We start from the raw sequence: 21,601 nt of genomic DNA on the forward strand, positions 1-21,601 counted from the left end.
GACCCGGTCGTCGCCTCGGCCATCGCGGACCGGGCCTGCCACCACTGCCACGTGATCAAGATCACGGGCAAGTCCTACAGGGCGAGGGAGGTGATGGGGCAGGAGGCCCAGCCGCGAGCCCGCGGGGACGCCGGAAGCGGCGACGAATCGCTTGCCTGACCGGCGAAAGACCATTGGCGCGATTGGCGCCTGAAAGTTGTGCGGATTGGTGATTTCCTAATTGACGCTAACACCCCTCCCAGGGGCGCCTCCCGGCCCCCTGCGGCCCGCAGCCGGAGAGCGCCGCCGCGCCCAGGAACCGCCTCCTCGTCAGTGCGCGCATGCCTGCCTCCCCACTCCTCGGGCCTCTCGAGCGTGTGTCCGACGTCATACGCTTCGTACCTCGGCGTACACGTCGTCGCGCGCCGCCCGCTGCTCCGCGAGCGCCGCGATGCCGCCGTCGAGCGACCCCATCCTGCCGGCGAGGTCGTCGGTGTCGTGCGCCCCCGGCGCCCTCCCAGCCGGGGCTACAGGTCGAACCAGCGCGGGACGCCCCTGGTCATCTCGTCGTAGGGGGCGCCCGCCCCGCGCAGCTGCCTCTCCGCCTCGGCGGCGTAGAGCCTCACGCCCGCGAGGTCGAGGTTGGGGAGCCAGCAGGTGGCCTCAGTCCCCCTGGGGTCGACGGGGTCGGGGACGACCAGGTCCGCCGCCTCCATGAGGCCGCAGCCGTGCTCGCGGGCCCACCCCAGGGCCGACCCCACGACCTCGGACTGCCCCCCGGGGAACGCGGCCCGGAACGCGGAGGAGACGGCGGGGTCCGACCCCAGGAGCGAGAGGAGCCGCCCGACCGACGCGGGCGGCAGCCACGCGCCGGAGCGGTAGTTCTGCGTGATGCGGCCCTCCCTGGGGTTGGGGGGCAGGTGGGAGAGCGCGGGCTCCCCGCCGAGGTCCGCCGCCAGGCCGGCGGGCGCGCCGGGGGCGCCGAGGAAGCCCGTGAGCGATGACCCCCTGGTGTACCAGTAGGGCCCGAAGCAGGTCTGCGCGGCGCAGAGGGCGTAGCCCCACCCCGCCTCGAAAGGCGCGGCGGGGTCATCCCAGGAGGCAGCCGCAGAAAGCAGGCTCAGGTAGAGGTCCCTCGCATCCTGTCCCAGCCCCGCGTCGGCAGCCAGCTGGCGGGCGTGCGAAAGGTCGCGCGCCCGCGCCGCAGGGACGAGCGAGAGGAACGCCCCCTCCGCCCACGCCGGGTCGATGGGGTGGTACGTCACATCCAGGCCCATGGCTATGCCTCCCTGTCCGTATCGTCCAGCCAGTGGGCGAGCTCGTAGGGGTAGTACTTTGCGCCCTCGAGCGCCGAGTCGTCCACGCCGAGCCTGCGGGCGAGCGCCGCGTACTCCAGCGCCCAGTAGCCGAAGTAGAGGTCGTCGCGGTCGACCTTCCTGTGGAAGCCCCACCAGTACTCGCTGCGGCGCTTGGTGTACCAGAGCGAGACCTGCCGGCGGAGCGCCTCCGGCCTCTCGGCCGCAGGCGCGTCGGCCACCGCGCGCATGCCCGCGTAGTACCTGATGCCGGCCTCGCCCGCGATCGCGTCGGGGTCCTCCCCCAGGACCACGTCGAAGGCCCACTCCTCGCGCCCGGGGTCGCAGACGAGCGGGCGCAGGCGCGCCGGCTCGCCGGGGTCGTCCGAGACGAGGGCCATGAGGGAGGCTATCCGGAGGCCCCCGTACGACCCGCCACTGTGCCAGAAGTCGCCGGACTCGAGGTAGTCGAGCGCCCGCCTCGCCCGGCGGGCCACCTCCGGCATCGGGTCCCCGCGCGAGTAGCTGGCCTCCGTGGTCTGGAGGAGGTACAGCAGCACCCCGTACCTCACCGCGGGGACCCTGTCCTCGCGCACCTCGCCGCGCTCGATCTCCTCCGACACCTCGGCGATGAGCCTCTCCCTCCCCGCTATGAACTGGTCGAAGTAGGCCTCGTCCCTGTTCCAGTCGCGCACCGTCATCCGACCCCTCCTCCCGTGACGGAGCCCGCGCTCCCCCTCACGACGTACCCGTCCGAATTGATCTGCCTGGTCGTGACGCTGAAGCCGCCCGCCCCGTCGGGGGCCGCGCGGTAGAGCTCGCGGCTATAGCCGGCGTTGCGGATCTCCTTTGCCATGTCCTTGCCCACGGCGTTCTCCAGTCTGTCGTATATCCATTTATCGCTCATCTGCCTCGTCTTGTGGTCCGCCAGCCGCGAAAGCTGGCTCGTGCCGTACTTGCTCTCGACGATGACATACGGGGGCCGCCTGCCCTCCATGTAGTATACGCCGTCGATGCCGTGGTGGGTCGGGGCGTCGAGGCTCGTCACGCTGTCGCTGCTCACACGCGTGTAGCCGGCGCCGGTGTAGTCGGCGTCGGCCTTCATCTCCACGAAGTTGCCCTTCCTGATCGAGCTGCCGAGCTCGACCCTCCCGCTCTCGACGTCGCTTATGACGGAGCTCGTGTCGACCCTCACGTGCTCGTCCCCGGGCACGGGCACCGCCTCCGGCGTGCCGACGCCCAGGCCCACCTTGGCCTCGCCGTCAGTCGCGGGGACCCTCATCCCCACCCCCTCGCCGGACTCGGCGGACGCCTCGACCCTGACGTGCCCCTCCGTGCCGGACGGGCGCCTCAGGCCCCCCGCGAGGCCCCGGATGCCCATGGCGTCGTCCTTGAGCCCGACGAGGAGCTTCCCCGCGGTCCCACCGCCGACCAGGGCGCTGAGGGCGGGGTTGACCACGTACTGGTCCGCGAGGCCGAGCGCCTGGGACCGGAGGTAGTCGCCCACGGCCGCCCTGCCGCCGGCGAGCAGGGCCGAGGCCCTACTCCCGCCCTGCATGGCCGCGGAGAGCGCCTGGGAGCCCCTGGCGGCGGGCCCGGCGAGCGAGCACGCCGTCACGAGCACGCCCTCCACCGTCCTGTACGAGCCCTCGTCGCCGTTGAACACGGTGTCGCGCACGAAGTTGAACGACCTGGTGCCGAGTTCGTCCCAGTCCCGGGCATTGAAGCTCTTGTAGGCGTCCTGCACGCCCTCGGCCACGTCCGCCGCGCCGAACACGATCGTCGCGCCGCCCACGGCGCCGAACGCGAGGGCCACGACCGGGGTCGCGGCACCCGCCGTCGCCACTATCGCGGCCGCCCCGGCGATGGCGACACCGACGCCGGCCACGATCTTGAGCACGCTCTGCTCCTCCGCCTCCCTCTTGGCGTCCTCGAATCGCGTCTGGTCGTGCCCCTGGATGGCGGAGGCCATCTGGCCCAGCCGGCCGCTCACGTAGTCGCCGTCGGCGTAGGGGGAGCCGGAGAACGCCTCGAGGGCGTCCAGGAGGCCCGCCGCGGCCTGGGTCGTGAAGAAGTCGGCGGGCACGTAGCTCGTGCCCCCGCCGGCGCTGCCGGCCTCGATCTGCGCGAGGAACCCCTCGGCGCTCGATATGAGCTCGGCCGCGGCGGCGGCCTTCGCCACGCCGTCGGACTCCGCGGCGGACACCTGCCGGTCGAGGTCGCCCGTCTCCTGCTCGATCGCCGAGAGGCCGCTCGTGACGGCGTCCACCCCGGGCGCCGCGACGGACACGATGTCCGAGACGCTGCCGAGCGCGGAGCGCACCCCGCCGTCGACGTCGGCGAAGGTCGGCCCCACGTCCGACGCCTTCCCCTGCGCCGACTCGACCTCCTCCTGCACGAAGCGCGCGTAGGCGCTCCCGTCTATGGCATCGAGCTCGTTGAAGTACTCAGAGTAGCTGGCCGTGAGCTGGGTGAGGGCCGCGCCGAGGGCCGACGCCATGCACCCGTGCACCTGGCCCCAGTAGCTCTTCACTGCGTCGGCGGTCGCCCCCTCGAAGCTGCTGCCCAGCCCGCTCACGGCCGCAGCGGCGTCCGAGGCGCCGCCCAGCGCGTCGCCAAGGCCTCCGCTCGAGGACGCCATCCACCCGCCCAGGGCGTCCGCGTCCCCGATGGACACGTCCCAGCCCATCAGCCGACCCTCCCCTCCCTGATCAGGGGCAGCACGCCGCCGGCCATCGCGGCGCCCACGCCGCCGAAGGCGACGGCCAGCCTCCCGCTGCCGTCGGCCAGCCCCATGGCCAGCAGCGCCGCGCAGAGGGCGAGCAGGGCGAGGGCGAGGGCCCTGGCGGCGCCGGCCAGCCTGGGCCTGGACGGGGCGACGAGCAGCAGCACGCCCAGGGCGAGCAGGCACGCCCCCGCCGCGCCCACGGCCGCGGCGCCGGGCGCCCCGATCAGCCGGGCGTGGCCGCCCGCGCCCGACCCGACGCTCGCGAGCAGCGCGGCGCAGGCGACGAACGCGGCACCGGCGAGCGCCGAGACCGTGCCCATCACCCTCAGCCGCAGGCCCAGCCTGTCCCTCGTGAAGTCGTAGGTTCCCTTCTTGCCTGCCATGTCGAACTCCCTTCCGCCCGGGGCAGTCCGCCCCCGCCAGCTATTCTAATACCTTGCTAATACCTTGACGCTGTGTCGCCGTCCCAGCCCTCGAACTGGTCGATGGCATCCCGGAGCGTCCCAGCGTCCTTGGTGATGACGGCCCCGTACCGCGTGACGAGGTCATTGAGCCTCCGGGCCTGCTCGCAGAAGGCCGCGAGTGCGTCCGAGCTACCCGAGGGCTCCGGCACGTCGACAATCGCCCCCGAGAGATTGGTCCCGGCGTTCTCGCAGGTGACCCGAACATCCCCAATCGACTCACCGTCAACCACGACGGTCATCTGTGCTGGCATATGCGTCGCCCCCCTAGTTGGTCAGCTGGTCCCACCAGCCGCTGATCTGGCTGTTCCACGACTGGATGAGCCCACCGAGGTTCAGGCTCTCCGCCGACAGCGCGCTCTTCTTCTGCTGCAACTGGTTGCGAGCGTCCAGGATCGCGTCGCAGTAGGTGCCACATTCGTCATTGACTTCGTCCTTGTCCTGGTCGTAGGTGTCGCGCTTGCTCCCGGCCCAGGAGTCGCCCGCATCGAAGCCGCTGATGTCCTCCTTGGCCGACTCCGCCGTGTTGTAGCAGTCGCTCAGCTGCCTGGACGCCTCGTCCAGCCTGTCGATCTTCTCCTGGTCGGCCGCCATGGTCCCCTGGGCGTCGGCAATCGCATTGCTGAGGTCGTCTATGCGAGCCTGTATCCAGCTCTTGTCCTCGCTCATGTCTCCCTCAGCCCCTGCCACCGAGAGGGGTGGGGTTCCCCTTGGGAATGTCGAGCGTGGCGAGCGCCTTGCCGAGCGTCTTCAGCATCGCCTGCTCCCCCTCTCCCGAATAGCCCTTGGAGAGCACCCCCGTCACCGCATCGTGGTTGCAGTAGGCCACCGCATCGGACATGAGGCCCTCGGGCCACAGGCAGCAGCCGTAGTCGTAGTAGGAGCGCTTGTCGCCCTGCGGCACGACGACCGCGCGGGAGATCACCATGAGGGGCTTCTCGCTGCCCCTCACGCGCACCACCGATCCCAACGGGAGAAAGTCCGGACACTCCATGTAGGCTCCCTTCTGCTTGCGCACCCGTCCCTGCCGGGCGCCAACCCTGTCTGCCAACCGATCCGTGTGCCGCGCGGCTATGGGACCCCCACGAGCCTCGCGAGACGCGGGACGCCCCCCTCGACCGAGTAGCCCATGCCGTCGCCCACCTTGGGCTCCAGCTTGGAGGAGTAGCTGAGCGTCAGCGAGCCCTGGCTCGCCACTCCATCGCCCACCCAGAGCGCCTCGCGCACGGACGACTGCTCACGGAACCACGGCTCCCTGACATAGGAACCCGCGGAGTCCGCCGTGTCCACGAGCACCACCAGGAGGCTCCCCGCAGAACTCAGCCGCCTGACGGCCTCCGTCACGTCCCGTGACCTGGACGGGCCGAGGCGAGACAGCAGCCCGGCAAACCCTGTGACCACGAGCAGACGCAAGAACGATGTCGGTATGTCCGCGACGGCCAGCTCCTCCAGGATGGTGCCAAGGGCTTCCGCATCCTTGGCCTCGGGCGCTTCGGTGTTCTCATCATCCATCACGGAGACGATCCCGCCCGCGTCGACGAGAGTGACGCTCTGCCCGTTTGCGTCAAGGGCGTCCAGCCAGGACGAGAGGAACCCCCTGCACTGCACGGTGCGCTGGTAGAGGATGCGTTTGACGCGGCCGTCCCTTGGCTCGAATGAGGCGACGGAGAGGTCGTCCACGTGCACGCCATAGGGCACGCGCGTGGCACCGGCACCCGCCATAAGCTCGGAGAGGGCGATGACCTCAGGCAGCGACGGAATCGCCGGCGCCTCAGCGCCGTCCGCGTCCTTCGCAAGCCCGGAGGAGAGCTCTGCGCACGCCTCGTAGGGGGACCCTCCCTCGTCGACAACGTCAGCCGACTGGTACACCAGCAGGTCGTCACCAACCCGCGCGAGGCCTCTCCCGCGACCCTTGGGGATGCGCATGCCGTGCAGGGAGCCGAAGACGGCCACATACTCGTCAAGCCCAGGCAGCTCACTGGCGATGGAGAGCCTGACGTTGGACTTGAGACGGAACCTGACGGAGACGGCGGTCGGCGCAAGCGCCAGGAGGTGGACGCCCACCGCCGGACCGTCGCGCGAGACCTGCACGAGCCGCGCCTCCTCCTGCGGGAAGAGCTCCCAGAAGGCCGCGAGGTTGTCGACCACGAGGAGCACCGAGGCCATCGAGTCACCGGCAGCATGGAACCGGCGCAGCGAGCCCCCGTAGGGCGAGAGGACCTCGCGACGACGCGAGATCGCCGAGACCAGCATGTCGAGGAGCCTGCGCACTCCCTCCTCGTCTCCCCCGATGACCACCCCGCCCACCTGGGGCGCCCCGCGGAACGCGGCAAGCGTGCCGGAGCCGAGGTCCACCGCGTAGACGTTGAGCTCGTCGGCGCCGTGGTCGAGCAGCAGGTCCCAGAGCGCCGCCTGGAGCACGCCCTCCGCCCCCGACCCCACGGCCCCGTAGACGACGGCGTTGCCCTCCCTCGAGAGCGGCAGGGCGAGCGGGCGCTTCTCCTGGCGGGCCGGGTCGTCGAGCTCGCCCACGACGGGGTCGAGCTCCCAGGGCCCGTCGCCCGCGCGGGCCTCGGGGTAGCGGGCCCTCAGGGCGGCGACGGTGGGGTGGGCCTGCAGCGGCGGCAGCCACAGCCTGCGCGCCCCCCGGCCGCCCGCGGCGCGGCGGACCTCGGCGAGCACCGCGTCGAGCTCGGTGCCCGCGGCGGGGGCGCCCGCGGCGGGCCTCGCCGAGGCGAGCTGGGCCCCGCAGGCGTCGCAGAGCTCCACGGAGAGGTCGCGCGCGGGGCCGGAGCCCGCCGCGCAGGGGCCGCCGGCCCAGGCGGCCTGGCCCAGGACGAGCCGCTCGTCGTAGCCCACCAGCAGGATGAAGCGCCCCGGCCCCTCGAGCGCCGCCGCGTCGGGGCGCCGTATCATCTCCCTGGAGTCGGCGGCGTCCGCCACCCTCAGGCACACGCGGAAGCGCGAGTTGGCCTGGATCTGGTCGGAGACCACGCCCGTGGGCTTCTGCGTGGCCAGCACCAGGTGGACGCCGAGGGAGCGGCCTATGCGCGCGGCCGAGACCAGGCCGTCCATGAACTCCGGCTCCTGCGCCTTGAGCTCGGCGAACTCGTCGGCCACCACGAACAGGTGCGGCATGGGCTCGGCAAGCTCGCCCGCGGCCCAGTGCCGCTGGTAGCCCGAGACGTCCATCGTGGCGTCGCCCGTGAGCCGCTTGGCCTCGGCCAGCATGGCCTGCCTGCGCACCAGCTCGGCCCTCAGCGACGCCAGCGAGCGCGCCACCTCCGCGCCGTCGAGGTTGGTGACGGTGCCCGCCAGGTGCGGCAGCCTGAGGCCCCCGCGGGAAAAGGCGTCGGCCAGGCCGCCGCCCTTGTAGTCGATGAGCACGAAGGCCGCCTGCTCCGGCGGGAAGTGCGTGGCCGTGGAGAGTATCCAGGTGATGAGCAGCTCGGACTTGCCCGAGCCCGTGGTGCCCGCCACGAGCCCGTGGGGCCCGTCGAAGGCCTCCTGCGGGTCGAGCGTGGCCAGGGCGCCGCGGGAGTCGAGGCCGATGGGGGCCGCCAGGCTGCGCGACGAGTCCGCGCGCGCCCAGTTCCCTTCCACGTCGAGGTCGGCGACCAAGCCCGCCTGGAACGTCTCGAGGAAGCCGAGGGAGGCCGGCAGCTCGAAGGCCTCCTCGTCGCCCCCGAGGTCGAGGCGGGAGAGCCGGGAGGCGAGGCGGGCCATGCCCACGGCACCCACGGGCGGGTCCGCCTCGAAGGGCTGCTCGCTTCCGGCCACGTCGGCGCGGTCGTAGAGCCTAGACGCGCCGCTCCCGCCCAGCTCGAGCACGCGGCGGCACTCGCGCGGGAGCCCGTCCACCGCGTCCGCCGTGAAGAGCAGCGAGAAGCCCCGGTTGCCCTGCAGGCCCATGAGGCGGGCCAGGGCGTCCGAGGAGTCCGCGAGCTCGCGGTCGGCACAGAGCACCAGGTAGTAGGTCCCGTAGTCGGCAACCTGCCGCTTTGCGGCATCACCCGAGCGGCCGCCCAGCTCGCGGGCGAGGTAGCCCGACAGCTCGCGCATCGACGCCTCGTCGCTCGCGACGAGGCGCGTGCGGCCGTCGTCGGCGAGCGTATGCGGCAGCGCGGAGAGGAACTGCCACTCCCGCCGCTCGCCCGCCGGCGCCACGGCCGCCACCTTCACGTCGCGGGGGCTGTAGAGCGTGGCCACCTGCGCGACGAGCGCACGTACCAGGCCCCAGCGCTGGCCGCGCTCGCCCACCAGGCCCGTCACCCAGGATGACAGCAGGTCGAGCGCGATGGGGGCGCCCTCGAGCGCCGGCGGGCGCTCGGAGAGGCCGCGGGCCAGGTCCAAGAGGTCGTCCTTGTCCATCGTGAAGCGGCGCTCGGGCCACCTGAAGTCGGCCTCGAGCGGCAGGGTGCCTGTACCCACGCGCAGCTGCATGAAGTCTGCCTCCAGCGGGCTGCGGCTCATGAGGCGCGGGTCGAGCGCCTCCGCCCTGCGCAGGCACTCGGCGGCGCTCACGCGGTTCTCGGCGAGGATGGAGGCCTGCTCGTCGCGCTCACGACGGAACTCCATCTCGCGGGAGGCAAGGTAGTCGGAGTAGGCACTGCGGCGGCGCTCCTCGTCGCGGGCCGCCTTCCTGCGCTCGTAGCGGCGCGTGATCTGGGGCCAGACCATCATGCCGCCGAGCATGGCGACGCACATCGCCACCGACGGCGCGCACGAAAGCACGTCGGCTCCCCCCGCGATGCGCGAGACCGCGCTGGCGCCCATGAATATCGAGCTCATCGCCATCAGGAAGGATGGTCCCATCTTCACGATGGCGGGGGTGTCGTCAGGCTCCTTCGCAGGCGGCGGCTCCTCGACGTTGTAGGCCTTGCGGTGGACCGTGCGCATGAGGCGCGGTGCGGGCCAGAACGGGCGAGGGCCGGGAAGCTGGTCGTCGGGGGTGGCCTCGGGGGCGCGGGCGACGAGTTCGTCGTGGTCGATGTGCACGGCCGCGCTCCCGAGGCGCTCCGTGAGGCCGCGCGGCGCGTTCAGGAGCAGGAGCCTGCGGCCTGCGAGGACCGTGAGGTCCATGACCTGGACCACGTCGCCCGGCTCGAGGGCCACCGGGGCGTCAGGGGCCAGGGCGCACCCGTTCACGAAGGTCCCGTTGGCACTCCCCAGGTCGCGCACGGAGAGGGACTCCCCCTCCAGCCTGAGCTCGGCATGGCGGGCCGACACCCACCGCATGTCGTACGCAAGGTCGCAGGACGCGTCACGCCCTATCACGACCGAGCCGTCGTGCACCAACCCGACCTTGTGGTAGTCGGCCAGCCCCGCGTCGGCCGTGCGCACGAAGACGGTGGCACCGTCTGCTGCACGTCCGCCCTCGAGCGCGAACGCCTGGGCGTCCGTGCCCCCGAGGGGCGCCCGCTCCAGCCCCTCGCCCGCCTCGTCGGCCAGGCTCGCCCCGCCCATGGGGCGCAGGAAGACCCCCTCCTCGCCGCACGAGACGCTCGCCACGGCATGGCCACGCCCCTCTCCCGTACCATCCGTGAGGTGATGGATGCCATGGGAGAGGGTGTCTACGGTCGTGGTGTAGGCGTTCCCGTCGATGACGACGGTGATGAGGAGGCTGGGTGTCATGTCGTTCCCCCGGTGCGGGCGCCCACGCGGCCCGGAGGCCGCATGGGCGCCGTGCGGGGCGCCTTCCGCTAGGCCTGGAACTGGCTCGCGATGTTGGCGTCGGTCTCCTCCAGCGACTGCGCGGTAGCGTCGAGGGAGCCGGCGATCTCGGTGATGAGGTCCTGGGCCGAGACGAAGCTCGGGCGCAGCTCCTGGAACCTGCCAGCGTAGGCGGTGGCGGCGCTGCCCTCCCACTCCTCCTGCAGGGCGGCCAACAGGCTGTCCATCTTGGAGATGACCTGGCCGACGTTGTCGGCCTCGGTGCGGTACTCGCCCGCACGCACGCGCATCTGGTCGGGGGTGATCCTAATCTGTCCTGCCATGTCCGTTCCTTTCTGCCATGTGCCCGCGGGCACTCCTGCATGGCCTTGCCTATCCATGCACCCCGCTGTCGCGGGGGTTGCATGCGTCCGGGTGACGCTAGTGGCCGAACGGGTTCCTCCTCCGCTCGCCCATGCGGTGGTGGCGCACCGCCGCCGCCACCCCTATTGCCGCGAGGCCCACCGTCGCGACGACGGTGCCCGCCACGGCGAAGAGCGCGCCGGGGTTGTTCAGCAGGTACTGCCCCCAGTCGGCGGCCACGGTCACGCCGCGCGCCTCCTGCGTGCGCACGTTGCCCGCCCGGTCCCTCGCCACGATCGTCAGGTCGTGGGGATGGGCGTCGGCCGGCACCACGAGCGACATCCCGCCGTTTGCGGCCTCCTCGGCATCGTAGCTCACGGGCTCGCCGCCGTCCAGCGAGACCTGCACGCTCTCCAGCGCCATGTTGTCGGAGGCGGTGGGCAGCGCGTCGCGGTCGGGGCCGAAGTAGACGGCGCCCTGCGCGGCGCCCGCGAAGCCGCCCGTGGGGGCGGTGCCGTCCACCGCGAACTCGATGGAGGCCACGCCGTCGCGGTCGGCGTCCTTGTCGTCCATCAGGTTCTGCGAGAGGTTGCCGGCGAGGTCGCGCGAGGTGAGCAGCACCCGGTAGTAGGCGTCGTCCGAGAACTCGGCCGCGGGGATGGTGTAGGTGGTGGCGCTCCAGCCGGCGTCGTCTGTCTTCTCGACCTCCATGCCCTCGCCCGGCGCCAGGTCGCGCACCTCGTCGTTCTCGACCACCTCGACGTGGGTCCGCGCGTCGTCGAGGCCCGAGACGTTGATCTCGGTCACCGAGACGTCCTGCGGGACGCGCAGGTACGTGCCGCGCAGGGCGGCCGTGGCGTCGGAGTAGACGTAGTTGGAGCCAAAGCGGTTGACCGAGAAGGTCCGCGCCTCCTCCACGCTGTTGCCGGCGAGGTCGGTGGCCTGTGCGGTGAGCGTGTAGACGTCGTCGTAGGAGAGCTCGTGCGCGAAGTCCGCGTACGTGACGCTCTCGCCGGTGTCCGTGTAGTCCGTGCTCATGCCGGGCATGTATCCCACCTCGCCCGCATGGGCCCCCACGAGGGTGACCCCAGACCCGCTGAGGCTGTAGTTGGTGTCCTGCATGCTCACGTACGGCGCGACCGTCCCCGCATAGGCGGTGCGGTCCGCGACGTTCTGGATGTCTATCACGGGGCTGGTCATGTCGATGACAAACTCGGGTCCCTCGTAGGCCACGGCGACGTTGCCCGCAAGGTCGGTGGCGGTGGCGGAAAGCGTGTAGTGCAGCTCGTCGCCGAAGTATACCGTGGCCTCCTGCGCGTACTGCTCGCCTGTCTGGAACCAGCCCGACGCGCCGGGGGCGCTGGCCGCGGCACCGGAGGCGTCCGTGGCCGTGGCCGTCACCGACGCCAGGTCGGGCGAGAAGTTCCTCTCGCGGACCTCGACGGTCGCCGTGCGCGGGCTGTTGTAGTAGAGGCCGTTGCGGGCGTCGTTGTTGTCGTAGCTCACCGTCAGCACGGGCGCCGCGGTGTCGACCGTGAACGAGTCGCCCACCGCCTCGGAGGAGTGGCCCACGACGTCGGTGTAGCTCGCGCTCACGTCCCAGTCGCCGTCTGCGGTGGCATCGATGGTTGCGACCCAGGTCATGCCGTCTCCCGAGGGGTTCTGGAAGTCGCTTGCCGTGATCGCGCGCGCGGCCCCGTCGTGGGTCACGGTTGCAACCTGGAACTGGGGGTCGTTGGCCCTCACGAGGTCGAAGGTGGACTCGACGAGGGTGAGCGTCCCCGTGCGGCCGGCGTTGTAGTAGTGGCCGTTGCGCACGTCGTTGTTGTCGAAGGCAAGGGTCAGCACCGGCGCCTCGGTGTCCACGACGACCTCGGTGGCCGAGCTGTCGACGTTGGACCTGCCCGCCCGCACCAGTTCGAGGAAGTCCAGCGGGGCCCCCTCGGAGGCGGTGGCCTCGTTGCCCGCGAGGTCCGACACCGTCATGCTCGACTGGTCCAGCATCAGGCGGTCGTTGTCGTTGGGGAGGTCGAGGACGAGCCGGCCGCTCGCCTGGTCGAAGCGCACCGTCCTCCCCCCGTCGGGGACGAACGACCCGCGCGCGCTGTCAGGGTCCACGCCCGAGACGTTGTCGTCCGCCGTGCGTGCGACGCGCACGGGCCTGCTGTAGAAGAGGATTCCCCAGCGCCCGACCGGGCCGCCGGGATCCCCCGCAGTGGCCCCGGGCACGGACAGCTCCAGGTCGCCGAGCGTTGGCGCCTGGTAGTCGATGACGAAGGAGCCCTCGGCCGAGGAGGTGCCGCCGATGGGCCAGTTGTGCGTGACGGTGTAGCGGTACACCCCCTGCGGCAGGCCGTCGCCCGACAGGTCCTGGGTCGCGACCCAGCCCTTCGTGACCGAACCGTCCGGGTTGGTGACGGTCGTCGGCTGGTAGCCGACGACGTCGTAGCGGAAGGTCTGCGTCCCGCCCTGGCAGTCGTCGCAGACGAGCTCGAGCAGGTCGGTCGTAGCGGTGGTGCTGTGCTGGTAGAGGTCCAGGTACGGGTTGCCGGTGATTATCGCCGTGACCACCACGCCGCCTCGGTGGTAGCCCGCGCGCGCCGCGCCCTGGACGCCCTCGCCGTCGCTCACGTCCACCGACACCTGCGGGTCGATTTGGCCCCTGTCCATGGTGACCACGGTTGTGAGGTCGTCCGTCCCGTCGACCGACGTGGCAAGCAGGCCCGCCAGGTCGTGGACGGTCGTCACGCCGAAGGCATCCGTCATGCGCACCTGGGCGCCTGACAGGTCATACTCCCCCGGAGTGGAGAACTCCACCTCGTAGAGGTCTGCGGAGCTGCCACGCTTGGCGGCAAGCGGCGTCGAGAGCCCCTGCCACTCACTCCCCCCGTCCGCACGGTACTGCACGCCCTCGACCGTCACGTTCTGCCTGCCCAGGCCCCAGGGCAGGAGGCTGGTGAGGGGGTTCGAGACCGCAAGCTCCATGACCGGCGAGAAGCCCACGAAGTCCGAGTGGGCGTCCGTGTTGCCACCGCCGTCGTAGTGCGCGACGAAGGAGGACGAGCTGGCGTCGGAGAGGGCCACGCCCACAAGGGATGACCCGCCCGTGCCGTAGAAGACGGTCCACGACCGGGTTGCGCCGCGGTAGGTGACGTCGATGACGTACTTGCCCGTGCCCTGGTCGAGCGTGACGGCCTGCCCGTGGCGACCCCCCGGCAGGGCCGAGAGGGCGTCGGCGGCATAGGCCACGGGCGCGGAGGCGTTGCCGGCGGTGTCGGTGTAGGTCACCGTCACGACGGTGGGCCTCGTCCCCAGGTAGCTCGAGGAGAAGTCGAACAGGCCGGGATCCTGGACCCACGCCGTGACGGTGGGCACCGGCCCGCCCACGCCCGTCGTCACCATGAGGGTGTCGGCGGCGCCCTCGGCGTTGACCCAGCTCCCGCTCCCCCTCGTGACCCCCAGGCGCGTGCTCGCGCCCTTCGGGAAGTCGTCGCAGAGCAGCGCGTCGAAGTCGGCCCCCTCGATGGCGTCGGTGGCATGCACCGCCGGGCCGAGCGGGTTGCCGGCGCGGTCGCTCGCCGTGAAGGAAAGCTCGTCCAGACGGTAGACGCCGTCGGGCAGCGTGATGGCGTACTCGTCGTTGCCCGCCCGCTCGATGCCGCTCCCGAGGCTGAGGGTGCCGGCCTGGGAGCCGCCCATGGTGGCGTCGTGGCACTGGTACGACAGCCGCAGCGTGGCGGGGTCCAAGCCGGAGCCGCCCTCGTCGTCGGCGATGCTGACGACGAGCCTGTTGCCGGCGTTCACGAGGTAGCGGACGGCCTCGCCGGTGCCCGTCTCCTGGCTCCGAACCTCGAGCGTGGCGCCGGCGTCCGGCAGGCGCACCAAGGGCACGCTCGCTTGCGAGAAGGTCGTGTCGTAGTTCACGAGGCAGGTGGCCGTGGCGGTACCGGCGGAACGCGCGCCGAAGCCGTACACGCCGCCGAGGTCGTGGTGGTAGGCCAGGGTGTAGGTGTAGGTCCCGTCGGAGGTCGGCGACGCCACGTCCGTCGTCCACGTGCCACCGGAGGCCGTGAGGGACGAGAGCGGGGTGGTCGAGGTGGACGTCGTGCCGTCTGCCGAGCTCAGGCTCACCTCCAGCTCCTGCGACCCCACGGCGGCGCTCATGTTGCTGCCAGGGGCGTCCACGAGGAGCTGGGCCAGGGGGTCCGTGACGACGGCCGTCCCGGAGAGGGCGTTCAGGTAGGTGGTCGTGCCGCCCGAGGCCAGCGCGGCACCCCCGTTGCGCAGCCCCACCGCATAGCCCTCGCCCTCGACGACGAACGAGACGCTCGTCACGGAGGTCTCCGTGGCACCCGAGGACGTCACCACGGTGCCGGCGAGGGAGGAGGGGCCAGTCGAGGTGACGGTCCCGTAGTCAGGGTCCACCGCAAAAGAGAGGCCCGACACCGTAAGGGAGGCCGCCCTGCCGTCTGGCGGGGCGATGGTCACCTGGTAGCAGCCCGCCGCGGCCGACCATGTGGCCTTGTAGGTCTGGGTGCTGCCACCCACCCTGGCGCTCACCAGGACGCGGGGGACCGTGGTGACGTTGGCACCGGCGCCGTCGGTGAGCGTGAGGCCGAGGGTGACGCCCGTCTGGGCCCCCACGTACAGCGTGGTGCCGTCGGCGCTCAGGAGCTCGTTGGTGACCTCGCCATCAGGCGAGTCGGGCACCCGGATGGTGACGTCGGACACCGTGAGGCTCTTCGTGCTCGGCGTCTCGGCAAGCGTGTTCGTCGGCACCGCGCAGAGGGCCACGACGCCCACCGCGAGCGCAGTGAGGAGGAGGGCCCAGCGGGCCTTCCACGTGCTTCTGATGCGTCCCGTCACCGCTCGTCATCCCCTTCGCCCGCGCCGCTGCCTTCGCCTGCGGCGCTTCCCTCGAGCAGGGTGGTCTCCAGCTCGTCGTCCGCCGCCGCTTCCGCAGGCGCGCCGTCCGTCACGACGACGGTCATGTCCTCGTCGCCGCCGTCTGCCCCCAGGCTCAGCGTCGTGGTCATCGCCTCGTCTCCCTCGTCCTCCCCGTCGTGCCCCGAGGCCAGCATCGTGGTGACGGCCTCGTCCGCCGTGCGTGCGGGCCCCGCGGTGTCCCCGGCCTTGCGGCCTGGGACATCCACCATGCGCAGGTGCAGGCTCCCGCTGCCCTCGCCCTCCGGGGCACCGGTGCCGTCTGCGGTGAGCCGCCGCGCCACGGCCTCGCGCCGCCGGCGGGCGGCCCACGTCATGCCCCGCATCTGCGCGATGGCGGCAGCCGCCGTGCGCCCGGTAAGCTCGTCGCGCACGCTGCGGATGTGCAGGGTGAAGAAGAGGATCACCGCGACCAGCGCCAGGAGGGCCGCCAGCACGTAGCCCACCGTCGATGCCACGCCAAGCACGTTCGTCATCACTCGGTCCTCCCCACGTCCACGAAGGCGTCCTCTATGGCCTGGGTAGCCAGGGGGTAGCTCCGCTCGGCCCGTTCCTTCTCGGTGTCCTCCGCCTCTGAGGTCGCGTCCACCGACGCGGCCAGCTGCGCGGCGCTGTCGGCGAGCCCCTGCAGCTGCTCCTCGCTGATGCCGTCTGCGCGGAACTTGCGGGCGTAGGTCCTGAGGGAGTCGAGCACCAGGTCCGCCGCGTCGAGCCGGACCACCGCGTTGTCGCTCGAGCCGACCGAGCCCACAAGGTCGGTCAGCCTCTGGAAGTGCGCCGTGTACAGGCCCGAGTCGGTGCCCTCGGTGATGTCTGACACCACGTCCGTCTCGAAGTCGGCGATGTCGGCATAGGCCGCGGCAAGCTCGTGGTCCTCGAAGCTCGGGACCGAGGCGGCGTTGTGCATCCAGACCGAGGCGGCGCGCATGCGGGCGTAGCCCTGGCCGCCGGCGTCGGACCCGTCGGAGGCGTCGTAGTAGTACCAGTAGAGCTTGCCCGCGTCGTAGGAGAGCCGGGCCCAGGTCTCGTCGTTGGACCTCAGGGCGTCCAGCGCGGGGGTCGCCATCCGCTCGAACTGCAGCTCCTCATTGGTGGAGAAGACGCCATCCTGCCGGTACAGGGCAAAGATCCCCTCGTAGGGCCTGATGTCTGCCGGCAGGATGGACGCGGCCTTGACGTAGGCGGCCGCCGCGTCGTCCTCGTTGACGGACTGCTGGGCAACCTGCATCCAGTAGTCGAAGTCCGACGCGAGCGCCACGTTGCGGGCGGCCATGCAGCCAATGCCAACGGCAAGGCACACGCACGCCGCGACGATGGTCCCCACGAACGCGCGCCACTTGCGCCGCAGGCCCTTGCGGTGGCGCTCGTCATCCGTCTTGTAGCGCTCGATCGCATAGGCCATCTCGGCCGCGCTCTGGAAGCGCTCGTCGGGGTTGGGCTCCATGGCCTTGGAGACGAGCGACTCCATGCCCGCGGACAGCTCGGGCCTCAGCTGGCGCAGCGCCGCGTTGCGCTCCGCCTCCTCGGAGGGCCTCGTGCCCGTGAGCAGCGCGTACATCGTGGCGCCAAGACCGTAGATGTCGGTGCGGCGGTCGATGTCGCCGCCCCGGTACTGCTCCGGCGACGCATAGCCCCTGGTCCCCAGGTGCCGCCCGCCGCGCTCCGCCCGGTGCGCGGCGTGCTCCTCGCGCGCGATGCCGAAGTCTATGAGGCGCATCGTGCCGTCCGGACGCAGCATCACGTTGGAGGGCTTCATGTCGCAGTAGACGATGGGAGGGTTGCGCTGGTGCAGGTAGTCGAGCACGTCGCAGAGCTGGATGGCCCAGTCCGCCACGTCATCCTCGTCCTGTGGGCCCTCCTCCGCAAGCAGGGACTCCAAGGTCCTCCCCTCCACGTAGTCCATGACCACGTAGAGGACGCCCCCCTCGTCCACCAGGTCGACGATGCGCGGAATTGCCGCATGGTCAAGCCGCTTGATCAGGTTGGCCTCTGAGACCAGGCTCTCCACCACCATCTCGCGCGCTGTCGGGTCGTCGGAGAGGCGAATCTCCTTCACGGCCCACTGCTTGCCCAGCGTCTCATCCATGGCGAGCCACACCGTGGACATTCCGCCGCGCCCAACCACGCTCAGGAGCCGGTACCTGCCACCAACCACATCAGATTCGCTTGCCATGCCACCACCTATCCAGCGCCCGCACCGCCGCATGGGCACCACCGCGGGCGCCCGTGTCCTCGTAAGCCGTAAGCCTCACGTCCCCTTGGACATGGAGGCTTCCGGGCATGGGAGACGGGCCCATGTGGGGGTGGCAAGAGCCACCCCGAAAGATTCAACGCGGCCTATTTTACACGAAACGCACACGAGGGGGCCACTTTTTGCACAGACGAGCGAACTGCCATCACAGGGCGGTCAAAATGCCTGGTCATAGACGTGCGCGGGCCTATTCGACGAGGAACTCGTCACCCGCGATCGTGAACCGGCCACCGCGCCCGACGTGCGCGACATCCTGGGAGGCAAGGCGCGAGCCCGCCACGTAGGTGCCGTTCGAGGAGCCGAGGTCCCTGATCGTGAGCCCGTCGGCGGTGGGACGCACCTCCAGGTGACGCCTGCTCATCCCAGGATTGCCGCCAAAGTGCAGGTCGCAGGTCGAAGACCTTCCCAGCATGGCAGTCTCCCCCTGCACCCGCAGGCGCAGCCCGTCGCGCAGCCGCGTGACGTAGACGGCCGGCGGCGCGCTCATGCGAGCCCCGTCGCCAGGGTCGGCCTGCGTGGTCCCTTGTGGGGTCTCCCGGGGTGTCACCTGCGGGATTTCTGGCACAGCCTCGGATGCGGTCGCGTGTGGGGCCTCTTGCCAAGCGGTCGCCTGGGCGGCGTCCCGTGGTGCCTCCTGTGTGTCCTGTGTGGCCTCCCGCGACGTGCCCAGCGAGCCCGAGCCCAGGCTCGACGTGTCGCCTGAGGTAGACGGGCGCCCCTCCTCATGGGGCACGACCTCAAAGGCCGCGCGGGAGACGCGGGTCGCCACCGGGCGGGGGTCCTCCTTCTGGGCGTCCATGCCAAGGAGGCCGAGCGGGTCGAGAAGCGCGCGCCCGCGCCCCTGTGTGACATGCTGCCCGCGGTCGGCCCCAACCGTCTCCGCAGCCCTGGGCACTCCCGCAGAGCCGGCGAGGCCCTGTGCCGATGGCGCGCGGCCATATGGGCTGCTTCCCGATGAGCCAAGGGTCGGCGACACCAGGCCCGCCGCACGCCCGGGCACAGGCCGGCGTCCGTACTCCCCATCGAGGAAGCGCTCGAACCCCTGGGGCGAGAAGACGCTCTGGCGCCGGGCCCAGTCGCCCACCGCGCTCACGTGGCGGTAGTCCTCCTCCACGGCCATGTGCGCGTTGGCCGGCGACCCAAGCCATGCGAGCAGCTCGAGCGGCGTGGAGTGCTGTGCCTTGACGTAGCCGGAGACGGGAACGAGAACGAGGCGGAGCCTGCCCTCCGGCGTCACGAAGACCCCCTCGGGATCGCACCAGAGCTCGGAGGTGGGAACGTCTTGCGAGACGCACAGCGCCACGACCGAGCTGAGCTGGCGCAGAAGCGACTCGTACTGCGCAATCGAGAGCGGTGCCCTCACAAACTGCGGAAGCTTGACCAGACCCTCAACGTCGTAGTTGAGAATGGCGCCCTTCCCTTGGCCCTCGTACCTGAAGGGCAGGAAGCCCTCGCCAGGGCCTGCCGCCAGCCACTCGGAGCGCACGTAGTCGAGGCGTTCCCCGTTGCCGAGCGTCAAGGTCAGCAGCCTGAGCTCGCCCCGAAGCGACTTCTTGAGCTTCTCCTTCATGCCACTCCTACACCAGCGCCACGCGCGTGCCGTCCGCAAGGAGCCCGAAGGCCCTCAGCGCCCGCACCGTCTCGTTGGGGTTGAGCAGCTCGCCGGCATCGTCGCTGCCAGGGTCGCAGAGCATGAGGTCCTCCTTGCCGGTGGACCTCCAGAGCGCCGGCTCCTGCCGCTCCAGCAGCCGCGAGATGAGCGCGGCGGCCTCGGCCGCCGTGAGGTCCAGCGGGACCCTGAAGGTGTACGCCGCATGCGTGGGCGCCAGCACCACCTGGAGCTCGATCTTCTCCTTCACGTTCCTCCTCCCGGCCCATGTCCCCACGTCATCCCGAGCATGGCAGGCATGGGCCCGCCATGCTCGCACGGGCTGGGCATTGCACAGGCAGTCTACGGCCTGAACATAACCCGAAGCCCGGCTGCGATGCCATTGTACTTTGCGCGGGGTCGAGGATGGCACGGGACGGGGGGCTCTTGTCGGAATCTCACAGCCCCCTGGCCCGATCAGACGGACGCGGGTGCCCCCGAAGGCCCCTCGCCCGTGTTGCCGCATGGGCCGCTGCAGGCCATGTCGGCTGCAGCTCCGCCCCCACGCGCCTCGTACTCGGCGTACACCCTGTCGGTGAACCTGGTCTCGTCCGGGTTCACGAACCCCATGAAGTAGACCTCCTCCACGGCGTCGGAGTCGAAGAGGAGCGCCTTGTCAGGCCCCATGTTGCCCTCCGGCCAAGGGCAGGCCACGTAATCCCACACCTTGTCCCGGCCCTCCTGCCGCTGCAGCCGACCGTAGATCATGAGGAGCTTCCTGCCCTTCCGAAGTCTCACGACCGACCCGATTGGCAGCCTGCGCATCAGACCCCCCGCGCCCCTATCGCCCATGCCTCTCTCCTCTCCGTTCACGTAGGTGCCTTCCGTCGGCCCCAGCCCCGGTCGGGGCGACCCGCACAGCCGGACGTCCGCCATCGGGCGACAGCGCCGGCGCGGGATGGACGACGCCGGAGACGGACCCCCCAGCCACCCTCAGGGCCCCGAAGGGACCCCACCCGCCGGGCCAGGGGCAGGCAAGCAGGGAGGTGCCGTCACGACCACAGACCATGACGCGCCGCCCATCGGCGAGCTCGACCACCGAGCCAACGCCAGGGGATCGGGACGGGGGTCGGGCGGGGGAGCGCCGGGTGCGCCCAGGACGGGCGTGACGGGCCGGGGACGCGCCCCCGCTGGACAGCGAGGCCTCGACGGCGGCGGCCTCCTCGGCGTCGACGGCCCCGAGCGCCAGGACGCGCCCCACCGAGCCGACCGGCAGCAACGTCGGCGACTCCTCGCCGCTCAGGCCGACGGGCCAGGGGCAAGCGAGGTAGTCCGCCCCGCCGGGGCCGCCCCGGCCGAGGAGCGCCAGCGCCGCCGCGCCGCCGCGCGACAGCACGACCGTACCCAGCGGCAGCTCGCGCAGGGGGTCGCGCGTGAGGGTGGCCAGCGGCGCGGGGCGCGATTCGGCCGGCGGCGGGGCGTCGGGCCCGTCCGGCTCCGGCAGGCGCAGCCGGCAACCCGCCGAACGGGCCAGGCGCGCCACCGTGCCCCAGCCGCCCGACTCGAAGCCTGCCCGGCCCGCCGGGGCGAAGGCCGCGTCACGCACGCACGCGCCCACCCAGTGAGGCGCACCGAGCAGGGAGGTGTAGCCGGCATTGTCGGGACCGCGAGCGCCCACGAGGGCCACCACGGCACCGACGGGCACGCAGGCCGTGGCCTCGTCCCACCCGACGCGCCAGGAACCCCCGGGCGTGACGCAAGTCACGCCGGCGGCATCGAAGTAGGTCACGACCTCGACGGGCGGCGGGTCGGGGAGCTTGAGGAAGATGGCCCGCAGCCTGCCCATGGGGCAGTCCAAGCGCAGCTCGGGGCCATGCCCGAAGAACTCCCACATGGGGCCCGAGCGCGCGATGGCGGGCCGGGAGGGGTACGCCCATATAAGGACTACCCCACTAAGCACAAAGAGGAGCGCTAGGAGAGCGCGGGTCCACAGTAGGGCAGCCCCCAGCTCCCCCCTGGAGGCGGCACGCAGGAGACCCTGCGCAAGGACATACACCACGAGGGCGAAGGATGCAAGGTAGACGGGCACGGCCACCATGGAGGGCGTGACGCGGACCATGCGCCGCAGGGCCCGCCGGTAGTCGCGCCCCGTCACCGTCACGCGGCACACCGCCTCGGCGGGCCCTGCGGCTGTCGCGTATACACATCTGACGCTGCCGACGAGCTTACGCGGGGGGGGCGTGGGGGGCGGGCGCGGTGGCACGAAAATAAAGAGACAACATAGCGGTCGAGGAGGATGGAGGACATGTAGAGGCGTAGGACGAGTGTATCGGCACAGGG

General features: G+C 71.4%; 17 protein-coding genes. 1 reads left to right on the plus strand and 16 read right to left on the minus strand.

Translation table 11 applies throughout. The annotated features are described in order from the left end of the window. A partial coding sequence (locus E0E00_RS14805; RefSeq protein WP_242622142.1) for an ATP-binding protein occupies positions 1-159 on the plus strand: 159 nt, incomplete at its 5' end. Positions 160-506: 347 nt separating this feature from the next. Here the strand turns inward: E0E00_RS14805 and E0E00_RS14185 are convergent. The 16 genes from E0E00_RS14185 to E0E00_RS00090 all read right to left on the minus strand — a co-directional run bounded on the left by E0E00_RS14185 (position 507) and on the right by E0E00_RS00090 (position 21,155). Next, positions 507-1,256, minus strand: a complete 750-nt coding sequence (locus tag E0E00_RS14185; RefSeq protein ID WP_165443458.1) for a hypothetical protein — start codon at positions 1,254-1,256, stop codon at positions 507-509. 2 nt (positions 1,257-1,258) lie between these two features. Next, positions 1,259-1,975: a PoNe immunity protein domain-containing protein gene (locus E0E00_RS00020; protein WP_130810245.1), complete on the minus strand. Its 717-nt coding sequence runs from the start codon at positions 1,973-1,975 to the stop codon at positions 1,259-1,261. Beyond that, positions 1,972-3,963 carry a T7SS effector LXG polymorphic toxin gene (locus tag E0E00_RS00025; RefSeq protein WP_130810247.1) on the minus strand — a complete coding sequence of 664 codons (1,992 nt, stop codon included), beginning with the start codon at positions 3,961-3,963 and terminating at the stop codon, positions 1,972-1,974. The genes E0E00_RS00020 and E0E00_RS00025 overlap by 4 nt, the downstream gene beginning before the upstream one ends. Next, positions 3,963-4,385 carry a hypothetical protein gene (locus E0E00_RS14810; protein WP_130810249.1) on the minus strand — a complete coding sequence of 141 codons (423 nt, stop codon included), beginning with the start codon at positions 4,383-4,385 and terminating at the stop codon, positions 3,963-3,965. The genes E0E00_RS00025 and E0E00_RS14810 overlap by 1 nt, the downstream gene beginning before the upstream one ends. Before the next feature lie 56 nt (positions 4,386-4,441). Further along, entirely contained in the window at positions 4,442-4,717 is a 276-nt protein-coding gene (locus E0E00_RS00035; protein WP_130810251.1) for a hypothetical protein, read from the minus strand. Positions 4,718-4,730: 13 nt separating this feature from the next. After that, on the minus strand, positions 4,731-5,132 hold the full coding sequence (locus E0E00_RS00040) for a DUF5082 family protein (RefSeq protein WP_130810253.1): 402 nt from the start codon (positions 5,130-5,132) through the stop codon (positions 4,731-4,733). Positions 5,133-5,139: 7 nt separating this feature from the next. Next, positions 5,140-5,457: a DUF4176 domain-containing protein gene (locus tag E0E00_RS00045; protein WP_130810255.1), complete on the minus strand. Its 318-nt coding sequence runs from the start codon at positions 5,455-5,457 to the stop codon at positions 5,140-5,142. Positions 5,458-5,534: 77 nt separating this feature from the next. Continuing rightward, complete coding sequence (locus tag E0E00_RS00050; RefSeq protein WP_130810257.1) at positions 5,535-10,097, minus strand: FtsK/SpoIIIE domain-containing protein; 4,563 nt, start codon at positions 10,095-10,097, stop codon at positions 5,535-5,537. A 68-nt stretch (positions 10,098-10,165) separates the two neighbouring features. Further along, the gene (locus E0E00_RS00055) at positions 10,166-10,459 is read right to left on the minus strand and encodes a WXG100 family type VII secretion target (protein WP_130810259.1); all 294 of its coding nucleotides are present in this window, start codon (positions 10,457-10,459) and stop codon (positions 10,166-10,168) included. A 97-nt stretch (positions 10,460-10,556) separates the two neighbouring features. Next, a complete protein-coding gene (locus tag E0E00_RS00060; protein ID WP_130810261.1) occupies positions 10,557-15,344 on the minus strand; it encodes a hypothetical protein in 4,788 nt (1,595 codons plus the stop codon). Next, positions 15,341-15,898, minus strand: coding sequence for a hypothetical protein (locus E0E00_RS00065; RefSeq protein WP_130810263.1), 558 nt, complete (start codon positions 15,896-15,898; stop codon positions 15,341-15,343). Before E0E00_RS00065 ends, E0E00_RS00060 begins: the two co-directional genes overlap by 4 nt. Beyond that, complete coding sequence (locus E0E00_RS00070) at positions 15,898-17,595, minus strand: serine/threonine-protein kinase (RefSeq protein WP_165443460.1); 1,698 nt, start codon at positions 17,593-17,595, stop codon at positions 15,898-15,900. Before E0E00_RS00070 ends, E0E00_RS00065 begins: the two co-directional genes overlap by 1 nt. 265 nt (positions 17,596-17,860) lie before the next feature. Continuing rightward, entirely contained in the window at positions 17,861-19,243 is a 1,383-nt protein-coding gene (locus E0E00_RS14535) for an FHA domain-containing protein (RefSeq protein ID WP_207302589.1), read from the minus strand. Positions 19,244-19,250: 7 nt separating this feature from the next. Then, a complete protein-coding gene (locus E0E00_RS00080) occupies positions 19,251-19,532 on the minus strand; it encodes a hypothetical protein (protein ID WP_130810267.1) in 282 nt (93 codons plus the stop codon). Positions 19,533-19,738: 206 nt separating this feature from the next. Then, positions 19,739-20,113 (minus strand): DUF4176 domain-containing protein, encoded by a 375-nt coding sequence (locus tag E0E00_RS00085; RefSeq protein WP_207302590.1) that lies wholly within the window; start codon positions 20,111-20,113, stop codon positions 19,739-19,741. Next, the gene (locus E0E00_RS00090) at positions 20,103-21,155 is read right to left on the minus strand and encodes a DUF4176 domain-containing protein (RefSeq protein WP_130810269.1); all 1,053 of its coding nucleotides are present in this window, start codon (positions 21,153-21,155) and stop codon (positions 20,103-20,105) included. Before E0E00_RS00090 ends, E0E00_RS00085 begins: the two co-directional genes overlap by 11 nt. Positions 21,156-21,601 lie beyond the last annotated feature (446 nt).

The sequence above is a fragment of the Olsenella sp. Marseille-P4559 genome (assembly GCF_900605015.1).
Classification (GTDB): domain Bacteria; phylum Actinomycetota; class Coriobacteriia; order Coriobacteriales; family Atopobiaceae; genus Tractidigestivibacter.